This is a genomic window from Undibacterium sp. (genome assembly GCF_030683615.1).
Lineage (GTDB): Bacteria > Pseudomonadota > Gammaproteobacteria > Burkholderiales > Burkholderiaceae_D > Undibacterium > Undibacterium umbellatum.
The window spans coordinates 103,149-124,134 of record NZ_JAUXQE010000036.1; the positions used below are offsets into that span (position 1 = coordinate 103,149).

Below are 20,986 nucleotides of genomic sequence, written 5' to 3' on the forward strand. Positions count from 1 at the left end.
TGCTCAGGTCGCTGCTGCTGGTCTGAACCACGACCAGATGCGCATACCAAGTTGATTGCAAGCCAGGCCACCAAGCACCAATAATCCAGCGCAAATTTTCCACCAGAATAAAGTCTCATTTAAAACGATAGAAGCTGTCAGCATGCCCACCACGGGTACCAGCAGGGTGAATGGTGCAATTGTTGCAGCGGGATACTTGCGCATCAGCCACGACCATATGCCAAAACCAACGATGGTATTGGGGTAGGCTTGATAAGCGATGGCGCCGATCGAAGTCCAGTTGAGTTGCGCATATGCGGCTTGCCAGGCGTCCATTCCTTCCATCATGAAAGATGCCAGCAGCAAAGGCGGGCTGGCAATCGCCGAACCCCACACCACCATGGACAAGGGATTAACGACACCTATTTTCTTGGTGACGATATTAGCGATACCCCAGCATACTGCGCCAGCAACAACCAGCACGAAACCAACGATGGTTGCCTGTGCTTCCAAATTCATGGCGACCAGCGCCATGCCGGACAAGGCGATCAAGGCACCCAATACTTGTACGAACTGTGGTTTTTCACCCATGATCACGACAGCCAGGCCCATGGTGATAAATGCCTGCAACTGCATGACCAGCGAAGCCAGTCCAGCAGGAAAGCCCAGCTTGATACCGCAAAACAGCAGCGTGAACTGGAAGGCAAACTGGAACATGCCATAGGCAATCACCCATTTCCAGGAAGTCTTGGGCAGGGGAACAAAAAAAATCAGGGGCAGGGCGGCAAACACAAAGCGCGACGCAGTGAACAGCACAGGTGGCAAACCCTGCAAGCCGATTTTGATGACAACAAAATTAATGCCCCAGGTGATGACGGCAAGCAAGGCGGCAAGGATGTGCAAGGGTTTCATCGTGCTTTATGGGTAAAGACGGTCCTCCATAGTATCAGCAAGCCAAGTTCGCTGCTGAGCACCGGTATTTTTACCAGGCCTAAGTGCCGAGTAAATGTCTATTTCACCACCAGATCTGGCGACATGATAGCTTTCAAGTAGGTTTGCACAACTTCATTTTCACGCTGCTTTTGCGTGATCCACCAGACATTGCCTTTGCGCACACCATACTCTTGCAAGGGATGTCCTAGAAGCTCGGCAGCTACTTGTCCAAGGTAAGGCTGATGGCCGATGATAAGTACCGGTTCTCGGCTATTTGGCCAGTTTGCGGCAGTCAATACATCGCTGACTGTGGCCGCTGGCCCAAGTTCAGGCATGATCTTATATTTCCTGCCGCAGGCTATCAGTGCTTCCGCCGTGTCCCTGGTGCGTATGGTCGGGCTGGCCAGGATCCTGCATGTTTCAGGCAGTGTGCTATCCAGCCAGTAAGCAATTTTACTTGCCTGCTTATTTCCTTTGCCGGTCAGTTTTCTGAATTCATCAGTCAGTTCTGCCGTCGCCGGCTCTGCTTCTGCATGACGCCAGAGAATGAGATCCATTATTAATTATCCGTATCAGATAGCGAACCCAAAGTTTGCATCAAGTGTTGCTGGGCACAGAATTGCACTTGTTTTGCTCTGGCTTTCTTGCGCTCGTAACGACCGTCTGAATCCAGCGTCCATGCATTCACATTATCTTTCAGATAGGGTTCCAGACCCTCGGAAATGACGCGCTTCTTCAAAGATTTCTCCAGCACCGGGAAAGCCACTTCAATGCGGCGGAACAGGTTGCGGTTCATCCAGTCAGCACTGGCCAGATACACATCATGCGCCAGATCATTGCGGAAGTAATAGATACGGCTATGCTCAAGGAAGCGGCCTATGATGGATCGTACCTTGATGTTTTCTGACAAGCCAGGTACCCCAGGACGCAATGCGCAGGCACCTCGAATGATCAGATCTATCTTGACGCCATCTGCCGATGCCGCATACAGGGCACGAATGACGGATTCATCCAGCAGAGCATTCATTTTCGCGATGATGCGGGCAGGGCGCCCTTCACGCGCTATGCGTGCTTCATTGCGTATGGCCTTGATGATTTGCGGTTGCAGCGCAAATGGCGCCAGCCACAAATATTCGAGTTTCTTGGGTTTGGTCAAACCAGTCAGGTGGATGAATACTTCATTCACTTCCGCAGCCATGCCGGGGTGGGCAGTCAACAAGCCAAAGTCAGTATAAAAGCGTGTAGTCGAAGGATGATAATTGCCAGTGCCCAGATGGGCATAGTGGCGCAGAGTGCCACCTTCTTCGCGGCGTATCACCAGTGCCAGTTTGGCATGGGTTTTCAGGCCGACCACGCCATACACTACCTGTGCACCGGCACGTTGCAATTTGTCGGCCCAGTTGATATTCGCTTCTTCATCAAAACGCGCCATCAGCTCGACAATGACGGTGACTTCCTTGCCCAGCCTGGCTGCCGTGATCAAGGATTCCATCAAATCGGAATTCATGCCGGTTCGGTAGATAGTCTGCTTGATAGCGACGACGCTAGGATCTTGCGACGCCGAGCGTATGAAATCAATGACTGTCTGGAAAGGCTGGAAAGGGTGATGCAAGAGTATGTCTTGCTTGCGCAGCAAAGTAAAAATGTCGGCATGCGCATATTTTCCTATCGCTTTGGCTGAGAAGGGCGGGAAGCGCAAATTAGGCTGTTTGACATGGTCTACCAGTTCACCCAGCCTGACCATATTTACTGGGCCATCGACTGGATACAGGCGGTCATTGTCGAGGGAGAATTGTTCGAGCAGGAAGCGGGATAGATTTTCGGGGCAATTTTTTGCCACTTCCAGACGCACGGCAGCACCAAACTGACGGGTTTGCAATTCACCCTGCAAAGCTTGGCGCAGATTCTTGACTTCTTCTTCATCAACCCACAAATCACTGTCGCGGGTGACGCGGAACTGTGAATAGTTGATGACTTCACGGCCATTAAATAAATCTTCTATATGCGAGTGAATAACAGAAGACAGCAGACAAAAGGCCATGCCGTTATTGGAAAGTTCATCCGGCAAACGTATGATGCGTGGCAAAACGCGTGGGGCTTTGACGATGGCGATGGCCGTGCCGCGACCGAAAGCATCCTTGCCTGCCAGCGAAACGATGAAATTCAAACTCTTGTTGACGACTTGAGGGAACGGATGGGCCGGATCCAGCCCTATGGGTGTCAGCAGGGGCCTGACTTCCCTCTCGAAATAAGACTTTACCCAGGCGCGCTGGGCTTCATTGCGCTCTGAATGGCGTAACAGGTGTATGCCTTTTTTGGATAGCTGCGGCAGGATCTCCTGATTCAGCAATTCATATTGTCTTTTTGCTAGTTGATGACATTCATCGCTGACCCGCTTGAGCATGGCCTGAAAAGTCGGATGCTGTACCAGTTCGCCGTCTATCGTGTTTTGCGCCAACAGGCTAGCAACCCTGACTTCAAAAAACTCATCCAGGTTGCTGCCGACGATGCACAAATACTTCAAACGCTCCAGTAAGGGGATGCTGCGGTCTTCCGCCTGAGCAAGTACACGCCAGTTGAAGGCGATTTGTGACATTTCCCTGTCCAGGAAAATCACAGAGCGTGACAATTCTGGCGCTGCAGTTTTGACTGGCATGGTTGCCGTCTTGATTTCAGTGTTGGGAGTCTGTTTCATTTCTTCCAACGTAGTTGCAGAAGAGGGTACATCCTGATTTGGCATAATTTTTTGCATGTCATAAAGGCTGTCATATATATACGCGGATAGTTTAGACTGTTCGCATGACAAGTTTATGACATAAAAATGATAATAAGGTTAATTATTTCATGGGTTTTATTTTAAGTCATAATCTTGTCATATTTGGCTTGTACAGTGCGCCTCGTAGTACTGAATACTGTTATTTAACTCTGAGGTGAACATGCAAATCAAACGTGTTGTCAAAACTCTTATCGCTGCAATTGGCGTCGCTGTCACATTTGGCGCTGCTCACGCTGCCGACATTACTGGTGCTGGTGCGACTTTCCCATATCCAATTTATGCAAAATGGGCAGAAGCTTATAAAAAAGCTACTGGCAACGGTCTGAACTATCAATCCATTGGTTCCGGTGGTGGTGTCAAGCAAATCAAGGCAAAAACAGTAGACTTCGGCGCTTCGGACAGCCCTTTGAAGCTCGAAGAACTGGATGCTGAAGGTCTGGTGCAATTTCCAGCCATCATCGGCGGTGTGGTTCCTGTCGTCAATCTGGAAGGTATCGCTCCTGGCACAATGAAGATGACAGGTGACGTATTGGCAGGCATCTACATGGGCAAGATCACTAAATGGAATGCGCCAGAAATCGCTGCTATCAATGCCGGTTTGAAATTGCCAGCAGAAGACATTACGGTAGTACATCGCTCTGACGGTTCTGGTACTACATTCTTGTGGACTGACTATCTGAGCAAAGTCAATGCTGACTTCAAAACAGCAGTTGGTTCTGCCACTGCGGTCAAATGGCCAGTCGGTGTGGGTGGTAAAGGTAATGAAGGCGTCGCTTCCAGCGTCAGGCAAATTAGAAATTCCATAGGTTATGTGGAATACGCCTATGTAAAGAAAAACAAGATGACTCACACCTTGTTGAAAAATTCTGATGGACAGTTCGCTGCGCCAGATGACGAAAATTTCAAGGCCGCTGCTGCTGGCGCTGACTGGAGTAAAGCGCCAGGCATGTACCTGGTCTTGACTAACCAGCCTGGTAAAGCTTCCTGGCCTATCACTGGTGCTTCTTTCATCATTATGCATAAATCGCAAGCCGATGCTGCAAAAGGCAAAGAGGTATTGAAGTTCTTTGACTGGGCATTCAAGAATGGTGGCGCCATGGCTACTGAGCTGGATTATGTCGCCATGCCAGCACCTGTTGTCAAATTGATCGACGACGGCTGGAAAGCAAAAATCAAAGACGCATCAGGCAAGGCGATCTGGTAATAAATAGTTTTAACCTGTTCAGAAGCTGAACTAAACAGAACGAGGTAATCCGGTTAAGTCCGGATTACCTTCCGGTGGAAAAGACACCCATGACTACCCAAATGTCCTCCGTCAACATGACTGCACCAACTGCAATCCCTCCTGCTGCAACTTCAATGTCGCAAAAGGTCGATCAAATCGATCCTGTGAAAATGGCAACGGTGATGCGTCGCCAGCGTTGGCAAGATTTCTTTTTTCATAAGCTGACCTTCACTTTCGCCGCCCTTGTGCTGGTGGTGTTGGTTGGTATCATTATTTCTTTGTTCCTGCGTGCCATTCCGGCCATGAAGGAATTTGGTTTGCCATTCATCTGGACCATAGAGTGGGATCCGGTTAATGACAAATTCGGTGGTACGATAGCTATCGTCGGTACTCTGGTGACATCGGTCATCGCTTTGCTGATCGCTTTTCCTGTCAGTTTCGGGATTGCCTTGTTCCTCACCGAAATTTGCCCAAACTGGCTCAAACGCCCATTGGGTACGGCAATTGAACTGCTGGCAGGTGTGCCGAGTATTATTTATGGCATGTGGGGTTTGTTTGTATTTGCGCCGCTGTTCTCGCAATATGTGCAACCTGCATTGGCTGCGACACTGGGCAAGCTGCCGGTGATCGGCGCCCTTTTCACTGGTCCCAAGATAGGCATGGGTATTCTGGCTGCTGGTGTAATTCTGGCCATCATGATTATCCCTTTCATTGCTTCAGTGATGCGCGATGTGTTTGAAGTCGTGCCTCCCGTCCTGAAAGAGTCTGCCTATGGTCTGGGTTGTACCAAGTGGGAAGTAGTGCGCAAGATTGTTTTGCCATATACCAAAATTGGTGTGGTCGGCGGCGTCATGCTGGGCTTGGGTCGTGCACTTGGTGAAACCATGGCGATTACTTTCGTGATTGGTAATTCCCATCACTTGTCCTGGTCGTTGTTTGCTGCTGGTAACAGTATCGCTTCTACACTTGCCAATGAATTTGCCGAAGCTGAATCACCACTGCATACATCATCCCTGTTCCTGCTTGGTTTGATACTGTTCGTCATTACTTTCGTCGTCTTGTCCGCAGCTAAGCTAATGTTGCTGGGTCTGGCACGTAAAGAAGGAGCAAAATAATGCAAAATTCTACAATGCAATCTGCCAGTAATCCGGTGTATCGCAAGCGTTTGTTGATGCACAAGATAGGTATCACTCTGTCTTCTATTGCTATGGCGCTGGGCGTGTTCTTTCTGATGTGGATCTTGCTCACGTTGTTGATGAAGGGTTCTTCAGCAGTCAATCTTGCCATGTTCACAGAATCTACACCGGCACCAGGTAGTGATGGCGGTGGTTTGATGAATGCCATTTTCGGCAGCTTTGCCATGGTGGGCATTGCCACATTGATCTCTACGCCTATAGGCATACTGGCTGGTATCTATCTGGCTGAATATGGCGACAAGAGCTGGTTTGGGGGCGTTACCCGTTTTGTGACAGACATCATGTTGTCGGCCCCATCCATCGTTGTTGGTTTGTTCGTGTATGCGATTTATGTGGCCAACGTCAAACACTTCTCTGGTTGGGCTGGCAGTATCGCCATTTCACTCATCGCTATACCTGTGGTCGTCCGTACCACTGATAATATGCTGGGCCTGGTGCCTGCCAGTTTGCGTGAAGCCGCATTTGCTCTGGGTGCACCACGCTGGAAGGTGGCCTTGATGATACGCTTGCGCGCTGTCAAAGCTGGTGTCGTCACTGGTATCTTGCTGGCAGTTGCACGTATTTCTGGTGAAACGGCGCCTTTATTGTTCACCGCCTTGAATAATCAGTTCTTCAGCAGCAATATGAATCAACCGATGGCTAACTTGCCAGTCGTGATTTATCAGTTCGCCATGAGCCCGTACGACAACTGGCGTGAACTGGCCTGGGGTGGCGCATTGCTGATCACCTTCAGCGTTCTCGGTTTGAATATTTTATCGCGTACTTTGTTTAACCAAAAAACACAGCATTAATACTGACCTCGATATGACTACTCTACAAGACAATCAACAGAAAAAAGCAATCGAAATCGGCGGGCTGAATTTCTTTTACGGGACAACACGTAGCCTGCGCGATATCAATCTGAATATTTACGATAAAAAAGTCACAGCTTTCATCGGTCCATCCGGTTGTGGTAAGTCGACTTTGTTGCGTACCCTGAACCGCATGTACGATCTGTATCCCGGTCAGCGTGCGGAAGGCAGCATCATTTATAACGGCAAAAACATCCTCGATGCAGATCAGGATATTAACCTGCTGCGCGCCCGTGTAGGCATGGTCTTCCAGAAGCCGACTCCCTTCCCTATGTCGGTATATGACAATATTGCTTTCGGCGTTCGTTTATACGAGAACCTGTCCAAGGGCGAGATGGATGAGCGTGTTGAATGGGCATTGAAAAAAGCGGCGATCTGGACAGAAGTGAAAGATAAACTCAGCAAGAGTGGCTTGAGCCTGTCTGGCGGTCAGCAACAACGACTGTGCATCGCCCGTGCCGTATCAGTAAAACCTGAAATCTTGCTGCTGGATGAGCCGACTTCAGCACTAGATCCTATCTCTACAGTCAAGATTGAAGAATTGATCAATGAGCTGAAAGAGGAATACACCATCGCCATCGTGACCCATAACATGCAGCAGGCAGCGCGTTGCTCTGACTATACTGCCTATATGTATCTGGGCGAGTTGGTCGAATTTGGCGAGACTGATCATATCTTCATGAACCCCGTGAAGAAAGAAACTCAAGACTATATTACTGGCCGTTTCGGCTAACAAACGACGCACATTTGCGCTTGCTTGTCCATGCAAATGCGTGGACAAGCGATGCTGCTTAAGTGAAGCTTTATAAAGCAGCGACGTTTACATTTTGCAATTGCGAATTCAGGAGAAACCTGTGACAGGCGAACACTCTTCAAAACAATACGATATGGACCTGGAGACAATACGCTCCAAGGTCTTGTTAATGGGTGGCTTGGTAGAAAGCCATTTTCACGATGCCATGTCTTGCTTCCGTACCGGTAATGCTGAACAGGCAGAAGCCGTGATTCAATCTGATCTGGAAGTCAATCGCCTCGAAGTGGCGCTGGACGATATGTGCAGCCACCTTATCGTCAAGCGCCAGCCAGCAGCGAATGACTTGCGTACCGTCATGGCGACTGGCAAGGTCATCACTGATCTTGAACGCATAGGCGATGAATCAACCAAAATCGCGCGTATTTCAAGGGATGCTGCAAGCACCAGACGTGGTGTGCCCATGTTCAGCGGCTATGAAACTGTGCGTGTGCTTGCCAGCAGTGTGGCAGATATGTTGCATCAATCGCTGGATGCCTTTGCCCGTCTTGATGGCGACAAGGCAGTGCAGTTGATTGCCCAGGATGCGCTGATCGACAATGATTTCCGCTCTATCATGCGCAATCTGATTACCTTCATGATGGAAGATCCAAGCACGATATCATCGTCCCTGGATGCGCTGTGGGTGGCCAAGGCAATCGAGCGTATTGGGGACCATGCCAAGAATATTGCCGAACATACGATTTATATCGTAGAGGGCAAGGATATCCGCCATTCGGATTATGTAGCGACCAAGCAGGAAAAACTGAGTTAATTATTGATGATGGCTACAGACACAACAATACTCATCGTCGAGGATGAACCGGCAATTGTAGAACTTGTCAGTTTTTCCCTGCGTGCGGCAGGCTGGAACACTTTTGCCGTCAATACAACTGCTGAAGCCTGGGAATATTTGCAGCGCCGCACGCCGCAATTGATTTTGCTGGACTGGATGTTGCCAGATCAGAGTGGTTTGCGTCTTTTGTCCAAGATACGCTCAGACCGCCAGTTCAATGAAATCCCAGTCATCATGCTGACTGCAAAAAGCATGGAAGAAGACAAGATCGCCGGCCTTGACCATGGCGCCGATGATTATGTTACCAAGCCGTTTTCGCCGCGTGAATTGACCGCCAGGATCAAGGCCCTGCTGCGCCGCAAGAGCCCTGAACATGCACAGACTGCCCTGACAGCAGGTCCTGTTGTGCTTGATCCTGTCAGTTGCACAGTCAAGATAGAGGACAACAAGGTCGATATCGGTCACGCCGAATACAAGTTGCTGAAATTTTTCATGGCTCATCCTGAGCGTGTGTTTTCACGCAGCCAGTTGCTTGATAAAGTTTGGGGCGATCACGTCGTCATCGAAGAGCGAACGGTGGACGTCCATGTCCTGCGTTTGCGCAAAGTCTTGAAGAATGCGGAATCCCTGATCAAGACTGTACGTAGCGTTGGCTACATGCTTTCTGAAAAATAATTCAGCAAACGCGCAGTTGATGCAAACGTCACGGCCAGCGCTTGTGTCGCTACCTCATTTCAAAATGGGAATGGGGTAGCGTGAAACTGATCACTGATATCAGTTCAAACCATATATCATCATCACATTCCAAGCAATATTCAGGACCCATCATGTCTCCACGCCTTATTTTCTGGATTTCTGCATTTGTCCGCATCCTCCTGGTCTTTCTGGGAACGGCATGCGCTATCTATTTGTGGGGGGCGGTAACAGGATTGGTGTTGGGGCTATTTGGTATGGTCGCTCTGTTTTGCGTACAGTTGTTTTACTTGCAGCGCCTTGCTGACTGGCTAGACCATCCCAGTAGTTCACGCTTGCCGGATGGCTGGGGGGCCTGGACTGATATTTTTTCACGTCTGTATAAATTGCGTCGTGGTGATGAGAAAAATCAGGCTGAGCTGGCAGAATGGCTGGCACGTTTTCGCCAGGCCATGACACTGTTGCCAGACGGTGTGGTCATCATGGATGACGTTTTATTTCTGGAGTGGTGTAATCCTGCAGCCGAAAGTCATCTGGGCTTGAGCCATGCACAGGACAAGGGCATGCGTGTGACCAATCTGGTACGCAGCCCTGAATTCATGGATTACATTATCCTGGGGCGCTACGAGACGCCCTTGACGCTGTCTTTCCGCGACCGCAAGCTGATTGCTCATATCATTCCATTTGAAAACCGCCGCCAGATTCTGGTGACACATGATGTCACCGAATCCGAGCGCATAGACATGATGCGGCGCGACTTTATTGCCAATGCCTCGCACGAATTGCGCACACCGCTGACCGTGATCAACGGTTTCCTGGAAATCGCCTCAATGCAAAGTGATCTGGATAATCACACTCGCAATATGCATCTTAAACTAATGACCGAGCAGGGTGAGCGCATGCAGCGCCTGGTAGAAGACATGCTGACCCTGACCAGACTGGAATCGGTAGATTATCCACCACGCCCAGAACGCATCAGTATGCAAGGTCTGCTGGATCAGATAATGCAGGAGGCGCATGCCCTGTCTGCTGGCAAACACAAAATTACGCTGGAATGTACAGGCCCGGATATCCGCGGCAGCAATGATGAGATACGTAGCGCCCTGACCAATCTGGTGACGAATGCGATCCGTTACACACCAGAAAACGGCAACATCAAAATTAGCTGGATAGATACCGCAAATGGCCCCAAATTTGCCGTACAGGATGATGGTATTGGCATTAGCGCTGAACATATCTCACGTCTGACTGAACGCTTTTACCGCGTCGATAAAAGCCGTTCCCGCGAAACCCAGGGCACCGGTCTCGGCCTGGCCATCGTCAAGCATGTGCTGCTCAGGCACAAAGCGAATTTATTGATCGAATCGACGCCGGATGTAGGCAGTAAATTTTGCGTGCAGTTTCCAGTTTCAATAGTGAGTGGGTAATAATCAAGACTTAGAATGATGAAAGCCGCATATGCGGCTTTCATCATTTTTGCTTTACTGATAGACGCGCAGTAACTCAGAGGCTTGCATGCCATTGATATTCATGCACTTAAGCTCACTGTGTTTGATGAGCGCGTACTTGAACGGCGCATCTGCGAAACAGCAGCCCCTCTCTATCAACGCTACGAAAACTCTTGCACTGCAAAAGCTCAGTTTCGTCCATAGCTTGTTTCTTCACAGTGAAATGGACGGGATGGGCAAGAGGCGATCAGTTGGCGGGGCGCAGCAAGGGTTTGCTTCTTTCTTTCAGCCATTCCAATGCCCCGCCACTGACGCAGCCAACCAGGCGTTGCAAAACCATGGCGTGGTAGTCATTGAGCCATTTGATTTCATCTTCACGCAATAGCTCTACCGTGATGCAGCGTGTGTCTATAGGGCAGAGTGTCAGGGTTTCAAATTCCAGATACTCGCCAAACTCGGTTTGCATGGCTGACACGTTCAGCAGCAGGTTTTCTATACGAACTCCCCATTTGCCCGGACGGTAAATGCCAGGCTCATTAGAAGTAATCATGCCAGGTTCCATCGCCATATGGGCTTCTGCTATCGCAGGGGAAATGCTTTGCGGGCCTTCATGCACATTCAGGAAATAACCTACGCCGTGACCAGTACCATGACCATAGTTAACGCCATCGGCCCAGATAGGGGCGCGCGCCACGGTATCAAGCATGGGTGACAAGGTACCACGCGGGTAACGCATTTGCGATAAATTGATCATGCCTTTCAAGACCAGAGTGAAGTCGCGCTTTTGCGCTTCAGATACCTGGCCTACTGGAACAACGCGGGTGATATCCGTCGTGCCATTCAGGTATTGACCACCAGAGTCAATCAACAGCAGGCCATCCCCTTCGATGACTGAATGTGATTCCTGGGTGGCGCGGTAATGAGGCATGGCTCCGTTGGCATTGAAGCCAGCGATGGTATTAAAGCTCGGTGAGACAAAGTGAGGCTGTCGCGCACGGGCTGCACAAATTGCTTCATCGATGGTCAGTTCGGTGATCCGCTGCTTGCCAAGCGCGCTTTCCAGCCAGCTAAAGAATTCACACAAAGCTGCGCCATCCTGTTCCATGGCTTCACGGACAAATTGCGCTTCTTCTGCGGTTTTGCGGGATTTGGCAAATACCGATGGGTTGATGGCTTCGATGATTTTGACAGTTGCTGGTATGCTCTGGCGGAAGCCATAAGTAATCCTGCGCGGGTCTATCATGATGCTGCTATCTGCTGGCAGGGCGGCCAATGCAGCAGCGGCTTCGCTATAGCCCGCCAGGCTGACACCATCTTTTGCCAATATTGCTGCCAGTTCTGCCGGGATTTTGCCAGCGGATACAAACAGCTTTGCCTCAGTCTGACTGATCAAGGCATGACCAACAAATACCGGGTTATAGCTGACATCGGCACCACGCAAATTGAAAATCCAGGCAAGGTCATCGACTGTCGAAACAAAATGCCAATCTGCATTTTTGCTGTGCATTTGCTCACGTATCATTGCCAGTTTGTCAGCGCGGGCAACTACGGCATAAGGTGCTGCATGTTCATAGATGGCCGCCTGCGGCAAGCTTGGGCGTTCGCTCCACACCTTATCCAAAAGATCATGGCTGGTATTGAGTTTGATGCCTTTGCTTTGCAAAGCCTGTTCCAGCGCCCTCGCAGTTGCCAGCCCCAATACTGCGCCATCCACGCCCACCGTTTGACCAGCTTGCAGATTGCCAGCTAGCCAGTCTATGTAAAGGGTAGCTGCGGCTGAGGCTATTTTCATCATCTTGATGCCAGTGGGTGCCAGCTCAGTTTCTGCCGAACTCCAGTAGCGGCTGTCTACCCACAGACCCGCAAAATCAGCAGTAACAATCAGAGTGCCCACCGAGCCGGTAAAGCCTGAAAAATAACTACGGCCCTGCCAACGGTCAGGCAAGTACTCAGACAGATGTGGGTCGGACGATGGAATAATATAGGCATCCAGCCCCTGAGCCTGCATGGCAGCACGTAATTGGACAAGACGGGCAGGGATAGGAGAGGTGACTGCGGAAGGGATAACAGGGCTGTTCATGGATGAGTTTCCAAAGCAGGATCAACAAAGAGTGAGAACAAGTGTATTGCAAGAATGGTATGAATGCTGGCGAAGCTTGGTTGCATTGTAAATATGTCAGCATATGCTTGCATTCGCAAAACTGGGAAAGAGTATACCTAAAATATATTAGATATGAGCAAGTATGCCGATTTCTCTAATATCTTAAGAAACGGCGCATGACATGCGGGGCAGGCTCATTTGGATTGGCGTGGGAATACTCGAGTTCAGGCGCGAGCTCAAACTCAAAGGCTGCATACAAGTCCAGCAAGCGGGGCTGGTCACTGCGTACACCAAGGCGCAATTCTTCTATGCCAGATGCCTGGGCTGCATGGATGACGGCTTCCAGCAAATGCTGGGACAGGGTCGAACCGCGAAAAGCGGGCAGCACACCCATGCGCAGCATTTCCCAACAATTATTTTCTGTATCCAGTGGTAGCCAGCGTACAGAACCTACTGGTTCATCATCCAGCAGCAAAATAAAACCGCCGCCCTGCATTAAGTCATTGCAGACACGCTCACTGCTTTCATGATGGCCGCTGGAGGTGGCGGCTACCTTGTCAGTCCAGCAAGTGCGGGTCAGATGCGCGATGAGTTGCGCATCTTCTATGGCAGCTTCGCGGACAACAATATTCATACGCTGGTCAAGATATTAACGAACACGCATACCAGGCTGAGCACCGGGCCATGCTTCCAGTATGTACAAACCTGGATGGGTTTTTTCATCCGCCGCTGATGCGGCCAATACCATGCCTTCTGACATGCCAAACTTCATCTTGCGTGGTGCCAGGTTAGCCACCATGACCGTGAATTTGCCTATCAGCTGTTCTGGCTGGTAAGCAGATTTGATGCCGGAGAACACATTGCGGGTACGGCCTTCGCCTACATCCAGAGTCAGGCGCAAGAGCTTGTCTGAACCCTCTACATGTTCGCAATTGACGATCTTGGCAATACGCAGATCTACCTTGGCAAAATCATCAATTTTGATTTCTTCGGCCAGTGGTTCGATGTCAGATGCCGCTACCTCTGATGCTTCTGCCGTCTCGGTAGCCGCCGCAGCTACGGGTGCTGGTGCATCAAACAAATCATCAAATATCTTCAGATCCACCCTTTGCATCAAATGCTTGTAAGGATTGATCTTGTGCTGGTGCGGCAATGGTTGAGCAACGTCTGCCCATTGCAATGGGTTGATATTCAATTGTGCTTCTACCTGTGCTGCCAGATGTGGCAAGACCGGTTTCAGGAAGATGGTCAGGATGCGGAAGGCTTCCAGCAAGCGGCTGCAGACTTCCTGCAATTTTGCGTCGTTCTCTGGTTTCTTCGCCAGTTCCCAGGGCTTGTTGTGATCAACATAGGCATTCACCAGGTCAGCCTGTTCCATCGCAGCGCGCAGGGCTTTGCCGTATTCGCGTGCTTCAAACAGGGCCTGGATTTCTGGCGCTACATTGCGCAGATTATTCAGGAAGGCATCATCAGCCGTCGCCCAGTCTGTCGCCACGACACCATCAAAGCGCTTGCTGATGAAACCAGCAGCGCGGCTGGCGATGTTGATGTATTTGCCGATCAGGTCAGAATTGACACGCGCAACGAAGTCTTCCGGATTCATATCCAGGTCTTCTACCTTGGCATTGAGTTTGGCGGCGAAATAATAACGCAGCCATTCAGGGTTCATGCCGATTTCCAGATAGCGCAGCGGCGAAATACCAGTACCACGTGACTTGGACATTTTTTCGCCAGAGACAGTCACAAAGCCATGGGCATACACATTGTCTGGCGTTTTGTAGCCAGAGAACTTCAGCATCGCTGGCCAGAACAGTGTGTGGAAATAAGTGATGTCCTTACCGATGAAATGGATTTGCTCAGTCGTCGGGTCAGCCATGAAAGCATCGTAATCACGACCGATTTTACCGAAGTAATTTTTCAGCGAAGCCAGGTAGCCCACAGGCGCATCCAGCCAGACGTAGAAATATTTGCCCGGTTGATCAGGAATCTCGATACCAAAATAAGGCGCATCGCGGCTGATATCCCAGTCGCCCAGGCCGCCTTCGCCTTCCAGCCATTCCTTGCATTTGTTTGCCACTTCAGACTGCAGGCGGTTGTCTTTCAAAGCCCAGCCACGCAAGAATTCCACGCACTTTTCATCAGACAATTTGAAGAAGAAATGCTCAGACGATTTCATGATCGGTGTGGCACCGGTCAGGACGGAATAGGGATTCTTCAATTCTGTAGGCGCATACACGGCGCTGCAGACTTCGCAGGAATCGCCATACTGATCCTTGGCCCCACATTTAGGGCATTCGCCCTTGATGTAACGGTCAGGCAGGAACATGTTTTTGACCGGGTCAAAGAACTGTTCTATGGTTTTGCTGGTGATAAAGCCAGCAGACTTCAGTTTGCGATAGATGTCCTGTGACAACTGATGGTTTTCTTCGCCATCGGTTGAATGCCAGTTATCAAACTGGATATGGAAACCGTCGAGGTATTGTTTGCGTCCGGCAGCAATTTTCGCCACAAATTCTTGTGGAGTGATATTGGCTTTTTCAGCCGCAATCATGATAGGTGCACCGTGTGCATCATCCGCGCCGACGAAATGTACCTCGTGACCCGACATTCGCTGATGCCTTACCCAAATGTCAGCCTGGATATATTCCATGATGTGACCAAGGTGGAAGGGCGCATTAGCGTACGGCAGGGCAGTGGTGACAAACAGCTTACGGGTCATGGTTGATGCACTTTTTATGAACGGATAAGGGCATTATTCTAACAGCGAATGCACAAATTGCAGCCGCTATGCCCTGATCCGGGGTAATAGTAAAGAGGTTTTTGTGTTGTTTTGCTAATGGATGATGCTCAAACTACCCAGGCACCGTTCCTGTAGACAACTTCATCGTCAAGTTTGACGGCTTCGGTGACGGCGAATACATCGACATGATGGCGGCCTTCGCCACGCTTGATATGCGGCTTGGCATAGCTGCCATGCTTGGCTCCCAGGGATAAGTGGACGCCGCACATGCGTTCATAGGTGCCTATGTCTCGCACTGTCTTGTCTTTGGAAAAGGCCTTGTTCATGCCAAAGCCCAGTTCACGCACCCAGACTACGCTGTCGTCAGCACGTATATTGGTCAGCACCTGATCAAATTCAGGTGTGGAATTGACGGTATCCACGACCTGGCCTTTTTCCACGATCAGAGTGATCGGCTGTTCCGGACGATTGACGGTAAATGTCGTATCGCCAAAGGCAAAAATGCGGATTTTTCCGTAAACATTTTCCAGCGCTACCGATTCTGTGAATACTTCGCCAATGGGAAATTGACCACCGACATTGTTCATCTGGCGATAGTCACCGACATTGAGCTTGGCCGGTTCAAAGCGACCACTGAAGATCAGTTCTGCGCCGCCACTATCGACGACGCCACGGCTGGCGTTATCGATTTTTTGTTTGAGTGCATTGCCGGTGCCGCGATAGTAGTTGGCATCGTAAGCCAGTGACTCTATGTAATACAGGTTTTCATCACCTTCCATGCGTGCCAGGTGGGGATGTTCTATGACTTTCAGGCCGCGCTTGAATAATTCCACGCGCAGCCTGTAGGCTTCGAGGCGAAAATTGGTGGATTGAACCAGCACAGCCAGATCAGATGCTTGCAGGGCATTTAAAGCTGACAAAATAAACTCAGGTGTCTCTGCATCAAAATCGATGAAGCGGGCATTGGGCAGGCAAGCGCGGTAGGCGCTGGTCAATGCGACTGCCAGAGGGCAGCGCTGGTCATAAACGACTACTGCCTGATGTTGATCCGTGTGCTCAAACGCGAGCTGCAGGATGTCGCGCAAATGTTGCTTCGCCATTGCAATGATGTCGGCAGGCAAGTGCAACGCTGAGTTGTCTGTATTGGTATTGGTATCGCTTGCGAAGGTGGTCATGATTCTGCCAGTGCTTGCTCTTTGGTAAGGGCTGCAAGCACTTTTATCTGAATGGGAAGCCTGAGCTGGGGACGCTATTTTAGCGCCTAATACTTAAGTATGGATTTGATTTAGGCCATGTTTCAAGGCATTATGCTTAACTTAATGGAAACAAAGTGTATATAAATTCACAAAAATCCATAAATTAGTTGCGCACAATAAATGATCAGCGAATGCCTTGATGGCATCTTGCTCATCAAAATATAAATTTACAGGGAATGAATATGATCGTTAAGCAGTTTTTAAAGTGGGTAGGAACCTTATTTTTGATAGCCTTTAGCCATTTTGCTTATGCGCAAAATGCCGCGACTGAAGCTGAGATGAAAGCTGCCTTTGATGAAGCGAAGAAGGTCATGCAGGCAGGTCCTGCAGAAATTAAATTGATAGATCAGGCTGTCTTGAAAGTGCCTGCCGGTCAGTTCTTTGTCCCTATGCCCGCAGCTGGCCGCATCATGCGTGCGATGGGTAATTCTTCTATTGAAAGCTTGCTGGGTGCGATTTTCCCTGAGGAGGGTGACTGGATGATTGTGGCCGAGTATGAAAAGTCAGGCTATATCAAGGATGATGACGCCAAAGACTGGAATGCAGACGATTTGCTGAAAAGTTTGCGGGAAGGTACTGAAGAGGGCAATAAAGAACGTGTTCAGCGTGGTATCCCTGAAATGCAACTGGTAGGCTGGGCAGAGAAGCCTAACTACGATGCTGCAACGCACAGACTGGTTTGGTCGGCCATCACCAAAGACAAACAGGCTAATAATGATAACCAGGGTGTTAACTACAATACCTATGCACTTGGCCGCGAAGGCTATATCAGCTTGAATCTGGTGACAGCCCTCAATGATTTACCGCAACAAAAAGCCATCGCCAAAGATTTATTGGGGCATCTGGAATTTTCAAACGGCAAACGTTATAGCGACTTTAATGCCAGCACGGATAAAGTAGCTGAGTATGGTCTTGCTGCCTTGATTGGCGGCGTCGCCGCCAAGAAACTGGGCTTGTTTGCATTGATTTTCGCTTTCCTGGCCAAGTTCGCCAAACTGGCTCTGGTTGCCGTGGTAGGCTTGGGCGCCTTGGTGGCCAAGTTGTTTGGTCACAAGAAAGCGTAGTTCTATATGAAGTACAGGTAAGGATAAATAAAAATGTTGAAGTTGCTGTTCCTGCTATTCTCTGGCGTCAAATTTGGCAAGTTGCTGACCTCGGGCGGCACCATGATTATTTCTGTAGTGTTTTACGCCTGGATATTTGGTTGGTGGTATGCCGTGGGATTTGTCTTGCTCATGTTTATCCATGAGTTGGGCCATTTTATTGCGGCCCGTCAGCGCGGCTTGCGCGCGGGTTTGCCGACTTTCATCCCTTTCCTGGGCGCCTGGACTGAGATAAAAGATCAACCCCATGATGCCGAGACTGAAGCATATATAGGAATGGGCGGTCCTTTGGCGGGAACAGTTGCTTCGATACTTTGTTATTTCCTCGCCCGTAACTACAATAGCGACTTGCTCCTGGCGGTTTCATATTCAGGTTTCTTTTTAAACCTCTTCAATATGATACCCATGATGCCTTTTGATGGCGGACGCATCACCGCAGTGCTGACGCCTCGCATCTGGTTCGTTGGCGTTCCCATCTTGCTGGCTGTGTTTTATTTTCGCCCTAGCCCCATGCTGATCATTATCGGTTTTCTGGCCTGGCCACAATTGTGGCGCGCCTGGAAATACGATCCAGAGGCTGAAGAGAACAAGGCTTACTACAATATGTCATCCCAGGTACGATTTACCTATGCAGCCTATTACCTGATCTTGCTGGGCTTCCTGGCCGTTATGACCAATGATGTGCATGAGATGGTGCAGGCGGCGCGTCAGGTAAAAGGCATTTAGTTAATAAAGCAAGCGCAGTATTCTGCGCCTGCTGTATCCGGGTTCTTAAAAACTGGGCTTGTTCACCATCAAAAAGTACACACCTATCATGGCGATGAATGCTGGATAGCCCAGCCATTCCCATATCTTCGCATAGCGCCAGTACTGCTCTGGCAGCACAGTAGTGTTGTTGGCATCGGCAATTTCCAGCATGGCTTTCATGCGAATTTGCAACCACACCACAGGCAGCCAGCAGGCACCTGCAAAAAGGTATAGGACGAAAGACCACATGATCCAGGGTGTGCTCAAGGGCCAGCCTGCCATGTGCATCATGGCAAAACCAGTCAGGGGCTGGATGATTACTGCGGGTGTCGTAAAACACCAGTCAGCCAAAACCACCAGTCGCGCAACCACAATTTGCGCCTTGAATTGCTTGCTGCGGTTGGTAAAAAACATATAAAACGCCGAGCCAAAACCGGTACCAACCAGTAAGACAGAGGACAGGATATGCAGGGTTTTAAGCAAGAGATAGGTGTTCATTTTGTGTCTCTTTGATGAGCAAATAAATAAGCAAGTAAAGCCAGTATTGGCAGATTTTTCAGGACAGGGCCAAATGGATGTAAATAATATTCAGGCAAATAGATCGCAATGATGCAGCTATAGCCAGCAATCAGGGCAATTTGCATCAACCATAAAATACGCTTGGGCCAGAACAGCGTTGCTAGCCCTAAGGATAAATCCAGGGCAGATGCTGCCATCAACATGAACATGGCAGGCGCACCACTAAGGCCGAGAGGCTGCAATAAGGCCAGGCTGCCAGAGATGGGGTAGAGACCAAATGATAACGCTGCCGTAACAAACCAGATCAGAGCCAACACATAGCGAAACAGTGGCAGGCTCCAGCCTGCAATCGCGCTGCTGGCGAGCATATGGGCTGGGACGTCTGCGAACCAGTTTTTATACGATTTTGCTGGCCTGCTCAGATGCGCAGCAAAGGGGACGGCGTCAGCAACATTGTCTTGCTCCAGCATGCGCAAACTGTCTGGCGTCAGCACATTTTGCGGCAACAGCCTTGCCGCGCTGGCTGCCATGCGCATCAAAGGCATGGGGATAGAGAACATGCATTGCGCTGGCATGCCCATGGCTTTGCGATAGATTTCCAGCATGCGCCGGTAAGAAATGGCTTGCGGGCCTACTGTGTTCAAAATCATGCTATTGCGGTTTTCATCAGCTAGCCAGATAGCTATTGCTGCGCACAAGTCATCTACATGCACGGGTTGTACCTGCTGTTCACCACGACCTGGCAAACCAAGCACAGGTAGGCTGGCCATGCTGCGGAATAGCTGGCTACTGCCACCATCAATGCCAACGACCAAGGAAGGGCGCATGATCAGATAGCAGAGGCCGCTAGCTATCAGCGTCTTGTCAGCCGCGCGCTTGCTTTGCATATAGCCTGTCATGGCTTCCGGATGTTCTGTTTCGTTTGCAGCACTCAAAGCAGATATTTGAATGATGGATTTAACGCCGCAACTAGATGCCGCGTAAAACAAGGCAGCAGGTGCATCGCGATGGATGGCATCGAAACTTAGTTCTGTCGTTTCATTGAGTATGCCTACAGCATTGATGATGACATCAATTTTCCCTAAGCGACGCAGACGTTTTTCCCAGATGGCTGGCTCAATGTCCTGCGTATAATTGATCGCTATTTCTTCAGGATCAGTCAGGCGTTCGGGCAGTTTTGGTTTGCGCACTCCATGACAGACTTCATGCCCTGCATCCTGCAAAACCTGGCTGATGTGGCGCCCCAGAAAACCTTGTGCGCCACAGATAAGAATTTTCATGATGAAACTTATTTAATTGAACATTTGCCTTGTTTGCAGGCGCGGCTACGTTTTTCCGCGCGTTTCGCGGCAATGCGAATGATCGCATCTGCAAATATTTCGGAAACCCAGTGACGATTTTTGGCGACATACTCATAACCCCAATTACAGATAGGTTTGAGTATCGGTAAATTGCTCGCCGCAGTCAGCCAGCCCAGTCCCACGGCGCGATAGGCAAGGTGGATGGTTTCTACGCCAGTGACGACCGTGCCATCGGGTTTGACACCATGGATGACGCGCATTGCTTCTTCCAGGTTGACGCCGTATTTACCAGCATCAAAACCAGGTGCCGAGGCATCGACGAAATTCAATTTATTCAATTGATCACGCTCCCGCAAATTGTCCATTTCCAGCTTGCAGACAGGGCACGAGGCATCATACAGAAGGGTGAGTGGATAGTCGTTCATTTTAATCTTCCTCAGTTTAACTTTATTTCTGACATTTCTGTCAAAACAGAAATGTATCTTCAAAAAAAATGCCTTTGCATTTTTTTCTTGTGCGAATCAGATGAAGA

Annotated in this window: 19 protein-coding genes; 9 read left to right on the plus strand and 10 right to left on the minus strand. The window is 49.7% G+C overall.

Going from position 1 to position 20,986, the window contains the following annotated elements:
• Positions 1 to 3: 3 nt before the first annotated feature.
• The 3 genes from Q8K39_RS18885 to ppk1 form a co-directional block, all read right to left on the minus strand.
• A complete protein-coding gene (locus Q8K39_RS18885; protein ID WP_305262650.1) occupies positions 4 to 891 on the minus strand; it encodes an EamA family transporter in 888 nt (295 codons plus the stop codon).
• Positions 892 to 989: 98 nt separating this feature from the next.
• Positions 990 to 1,469, minus strand: coding sequence for a phosphohistidine phosphatase SixA (sixA, locus tag Q8K39_RS18890; RefSeq protein ID WP_186951894.1), 480 nt, complete (start codon positions 1,467 to 1,469; stop codon positions 990 to 992).
• A gap of 2 nt (positions 1,470 to 1,471) precedes the next feature.
• Positions 1,472 to 3,568: a polyphosphate kinase 1 gene (gene ppk1, locus Q8K39_RS18895; protein ID WP_186952032.1), complete on the minus strand. Its 2,097-nt coding sequence runs from the start codon at positions 3,566 to 3,568 to the stop codon at positions 1,472 to 1,474.
• A gap of 280 nt (positions 3,569 to 3,848) precedes the next feature.
• Between ppk1 and pstS the strand changes: the two genes are divergently transcribed.
• The 7 genes from pstS to phoR all read left to right on the plus strand — a co-directional run bounded on the left by pstS (position 3,849) and on the right by phoR (position 10,666).
• The gene (gene pstS / locus Q8K39_RS18900; protein WP_305262652.1) at positions 3,849 to 4,892 is read left to right on the plus strand and encodes a phosphate ABC transporter substrate-binding protein PstS; all 1,044 of its coding nucleotides are present in this window, start codon (positions 3,849 to 3,851) and stop codon (positions 4,890 to 4,892) included.
• A 155-nt stretch (positions 4,893 to 5,047) separates the two neighbouring features.
• Positions 5,048 to 6,028: a phosphate ABC transporter permease subunit PstC gene (gene pstC / locus Q8K39_RS18905; protein WP_370868645.1), complete on the plus strand. Its 981-nt coding sequence runs from the start codon at positions 5,048 to 5,050 to the stop codon at positions 6,026 to 6,028.
• A complete protein-coding gene (pstA, locus tag Q8K39_RS18910) occupies positions 6,028 to 6,900 on the plus strand; it encodes a phosphate ABC transporter permease PstA (protein WP_186951892.1) in 873 nt (290 codons plus the stop codon). Before pstC ends, pstA begins: the two co-directional genes overlap by 1 nt.
• A 13-nt stretch (positions 6,901 to 6,913) precedes the next feature.
• Positions 6,914 to 7,693 carry a phosphate ABC transporter ATP-binding protein PstB gene (gene pstB, locus Q8K39_RS18915; protein WP_186951891.1) on the plus strand — a complete coding sequence of 260 codons (780 nt, stop codon included), beginning with the start codon at positions 6,914 to 6,916 and terminating at the stop codon, positions 7,691 to 7,693.
• A 121-nt stretch (positions 7,694 to 7,814) separates the two neighbouring features.
• On the plus strand, positions 7,815 to 8,525 hold the full coding sequence (gene phoU, locus Q8K39_RS18920) for a phosphate signaling complex protein PhoU (RefSeq protein WP_186951890.1): 711 nt from the start codon (positions 7,815 to 7,817) through the stop codon (positions 8,523 to 8,525).
• 9 nt (positions 8,526 to 8,534) lie between these two features.
• Entirely contained in the window at positions 8,535 to 9,221 is a 687-nt protein-coding gene (gene phoB / locus Q8K39_RS18925; RefSeq protein WP_186951889.1) for a phosphate regulon transcriptional regulator PhoB, read from the plus strand.
• 152 nt (positions 9,222 to 9,373) lie between these two features.
• The gene (phoR, locus tag Q8K39_RS18930) at positions 9,374 to 10,666 is read left to right on the plus strand and encodes a phosphate regulon sensor histidine kinase PhoR (protein ID WP_305262654.1); all 1,293 of its coding nucleotides are present in this window, start codon (positions 9,374 to 9,376) and stop codon (positions 10,664 to 10,666) included.
• Positions 10,667 to 10,934: 268 nt separating this feature from the next.
• Here phoR and Q8K39_RS18935 read toward each other — a convergent pair whose 3' ends face one another.
• From Q8K39_RS18935 to Q8K39_RS18950, 4 genes are all read right to left on the minus strand, one after another.
• Positions 10,935 to 12,767, minus strand: coding sequence for an aminopeptidase P family protein (locus Q8K39_RS18935; RefSeq protein ID WP_305262656.1), 1,833 nt, complete (start codon positions 12,765 to 12,767; stop codon positions 10,935 to 10,937).
• 175 nt (positions 12,768 to 12,942) lie between these two features.
• Entirely contained in the window at positions 12,943 to 13,422 is a 480-nt protein-coding gene (locus Q8K39_RS18940; protein ID WP_305262658.1) for a GNAT family N-acetyltransferase, read from the minus strand.
• Between the two features lie 15 nt (positions 13,423 to 13,437).
• Positions 13,438 to 15,507: a methionine--tRNA ligase gene (gene metG, locus Q8K39_RS18945; protein ID WP_305262660.1), complete on the minus strand. Its 2,070-nt coding sequence runs from the start codon at positions 15,505 to 15,507 to the stop codon at positions 13,438 to 13,440.
• Between the two features lie 128 nt (positions 15,508 to 15,635).
• Positions 15,636 to 16,703, minus strand: coding sequence for a hypothetical protein (locus Q8K39_RS18950; RefSeq protein ID WP_370868641.1), 1,068 nt, complete (start codon positions 16,701 to 16,703; stop codon positions 15,636 to 15,638).
• Between the two features lie 257 nt (positions 16,704 to 16,960).
• Here Q8K39_RS18950 and Q8K39_RS18955 point away from each other — a divergent pair, with 257 nt between their 5' ends.
• Together Q8K39_RS18955 and Q8K39_RS18960 are read left to right on the plus strand one after the other, a co-directional pair.
• Positions 16,961 to 17,848, plus strand: a complete 888-nt coding sequence (locus Q8K39_RS18955; protein ID WP_370868642.1) for a DUF2167 domain-containing protein — start codon at positions 16,961 to 16,963, stop codon at positions 17,846 to 17,848.
• A 33-nt stretch (positions 17,849 to 17,881) separates the two neighbouring features.
• Positions 17,882 to 18,613 carry a site-2 protease family protein gene (locus tag Q8K39_RS18960; RefSeq protein WP_186951882.1) on the plus strand — a complete coding sequence of 244 codons (732 nt, stop codon included), beginning with the start codon at positions 17,882 to 17,884 and terminating at the stop codon, positions 18,611 to 18,613.
• A 45-nt stretch (positions 18,614 to 18,658) separates the two neighbouring features.
• Here Q8K39_RS18960 and Q8K39_RS18965 read toward each other — a convergent pair whose 3' ends face one another.
• Genes Q8K39_RS18965 through Q8K39_RS18975 form a run of 3 tightly spaced genes read right to left on the minus strand, consistent with a single transcriptional unit; the run spans position 18,659 to position 20,879 of the window.
• Complete coding sequence (locus Q8K39_RS18965) at positions 18,659 to 19,132, minus strand: DUF2269 domain-containing protein (RefSeq protein WP_305262666.1); 474 nt, start codon at positions 19,130 to 19,132, stop codon at positions 18,659 to 18,661.
• Entirely contained in the window at positions 19,129 to 20,433 is a 1,305-nt protein-coding gene (locus tag Q8K39_RS18970) for an SDR family oxidoreductase (RefSeq protein ID WP_305262667.1), read from the minus strand. Before Q8K39_RS18970 ends, Q8K39_RS18965 begins: the two co-directional genes overlap by 4 nt.
• Positions 20,434 to 20,441: 8 nt before the next feature.
• A complete protein-coding gene (locus Q8K39_RS18975; protein ID WP_305262669.1) occupies positions 20,442 to 20,879 on the minus strand; it encodes a thiol-disulfide oxidoreductase DCC family protein in 438 nt (145 codons plus the stop codon).
• Between the last annotated feature and the right edge of the window lie 107 nt (positions 20,880 to 20,986).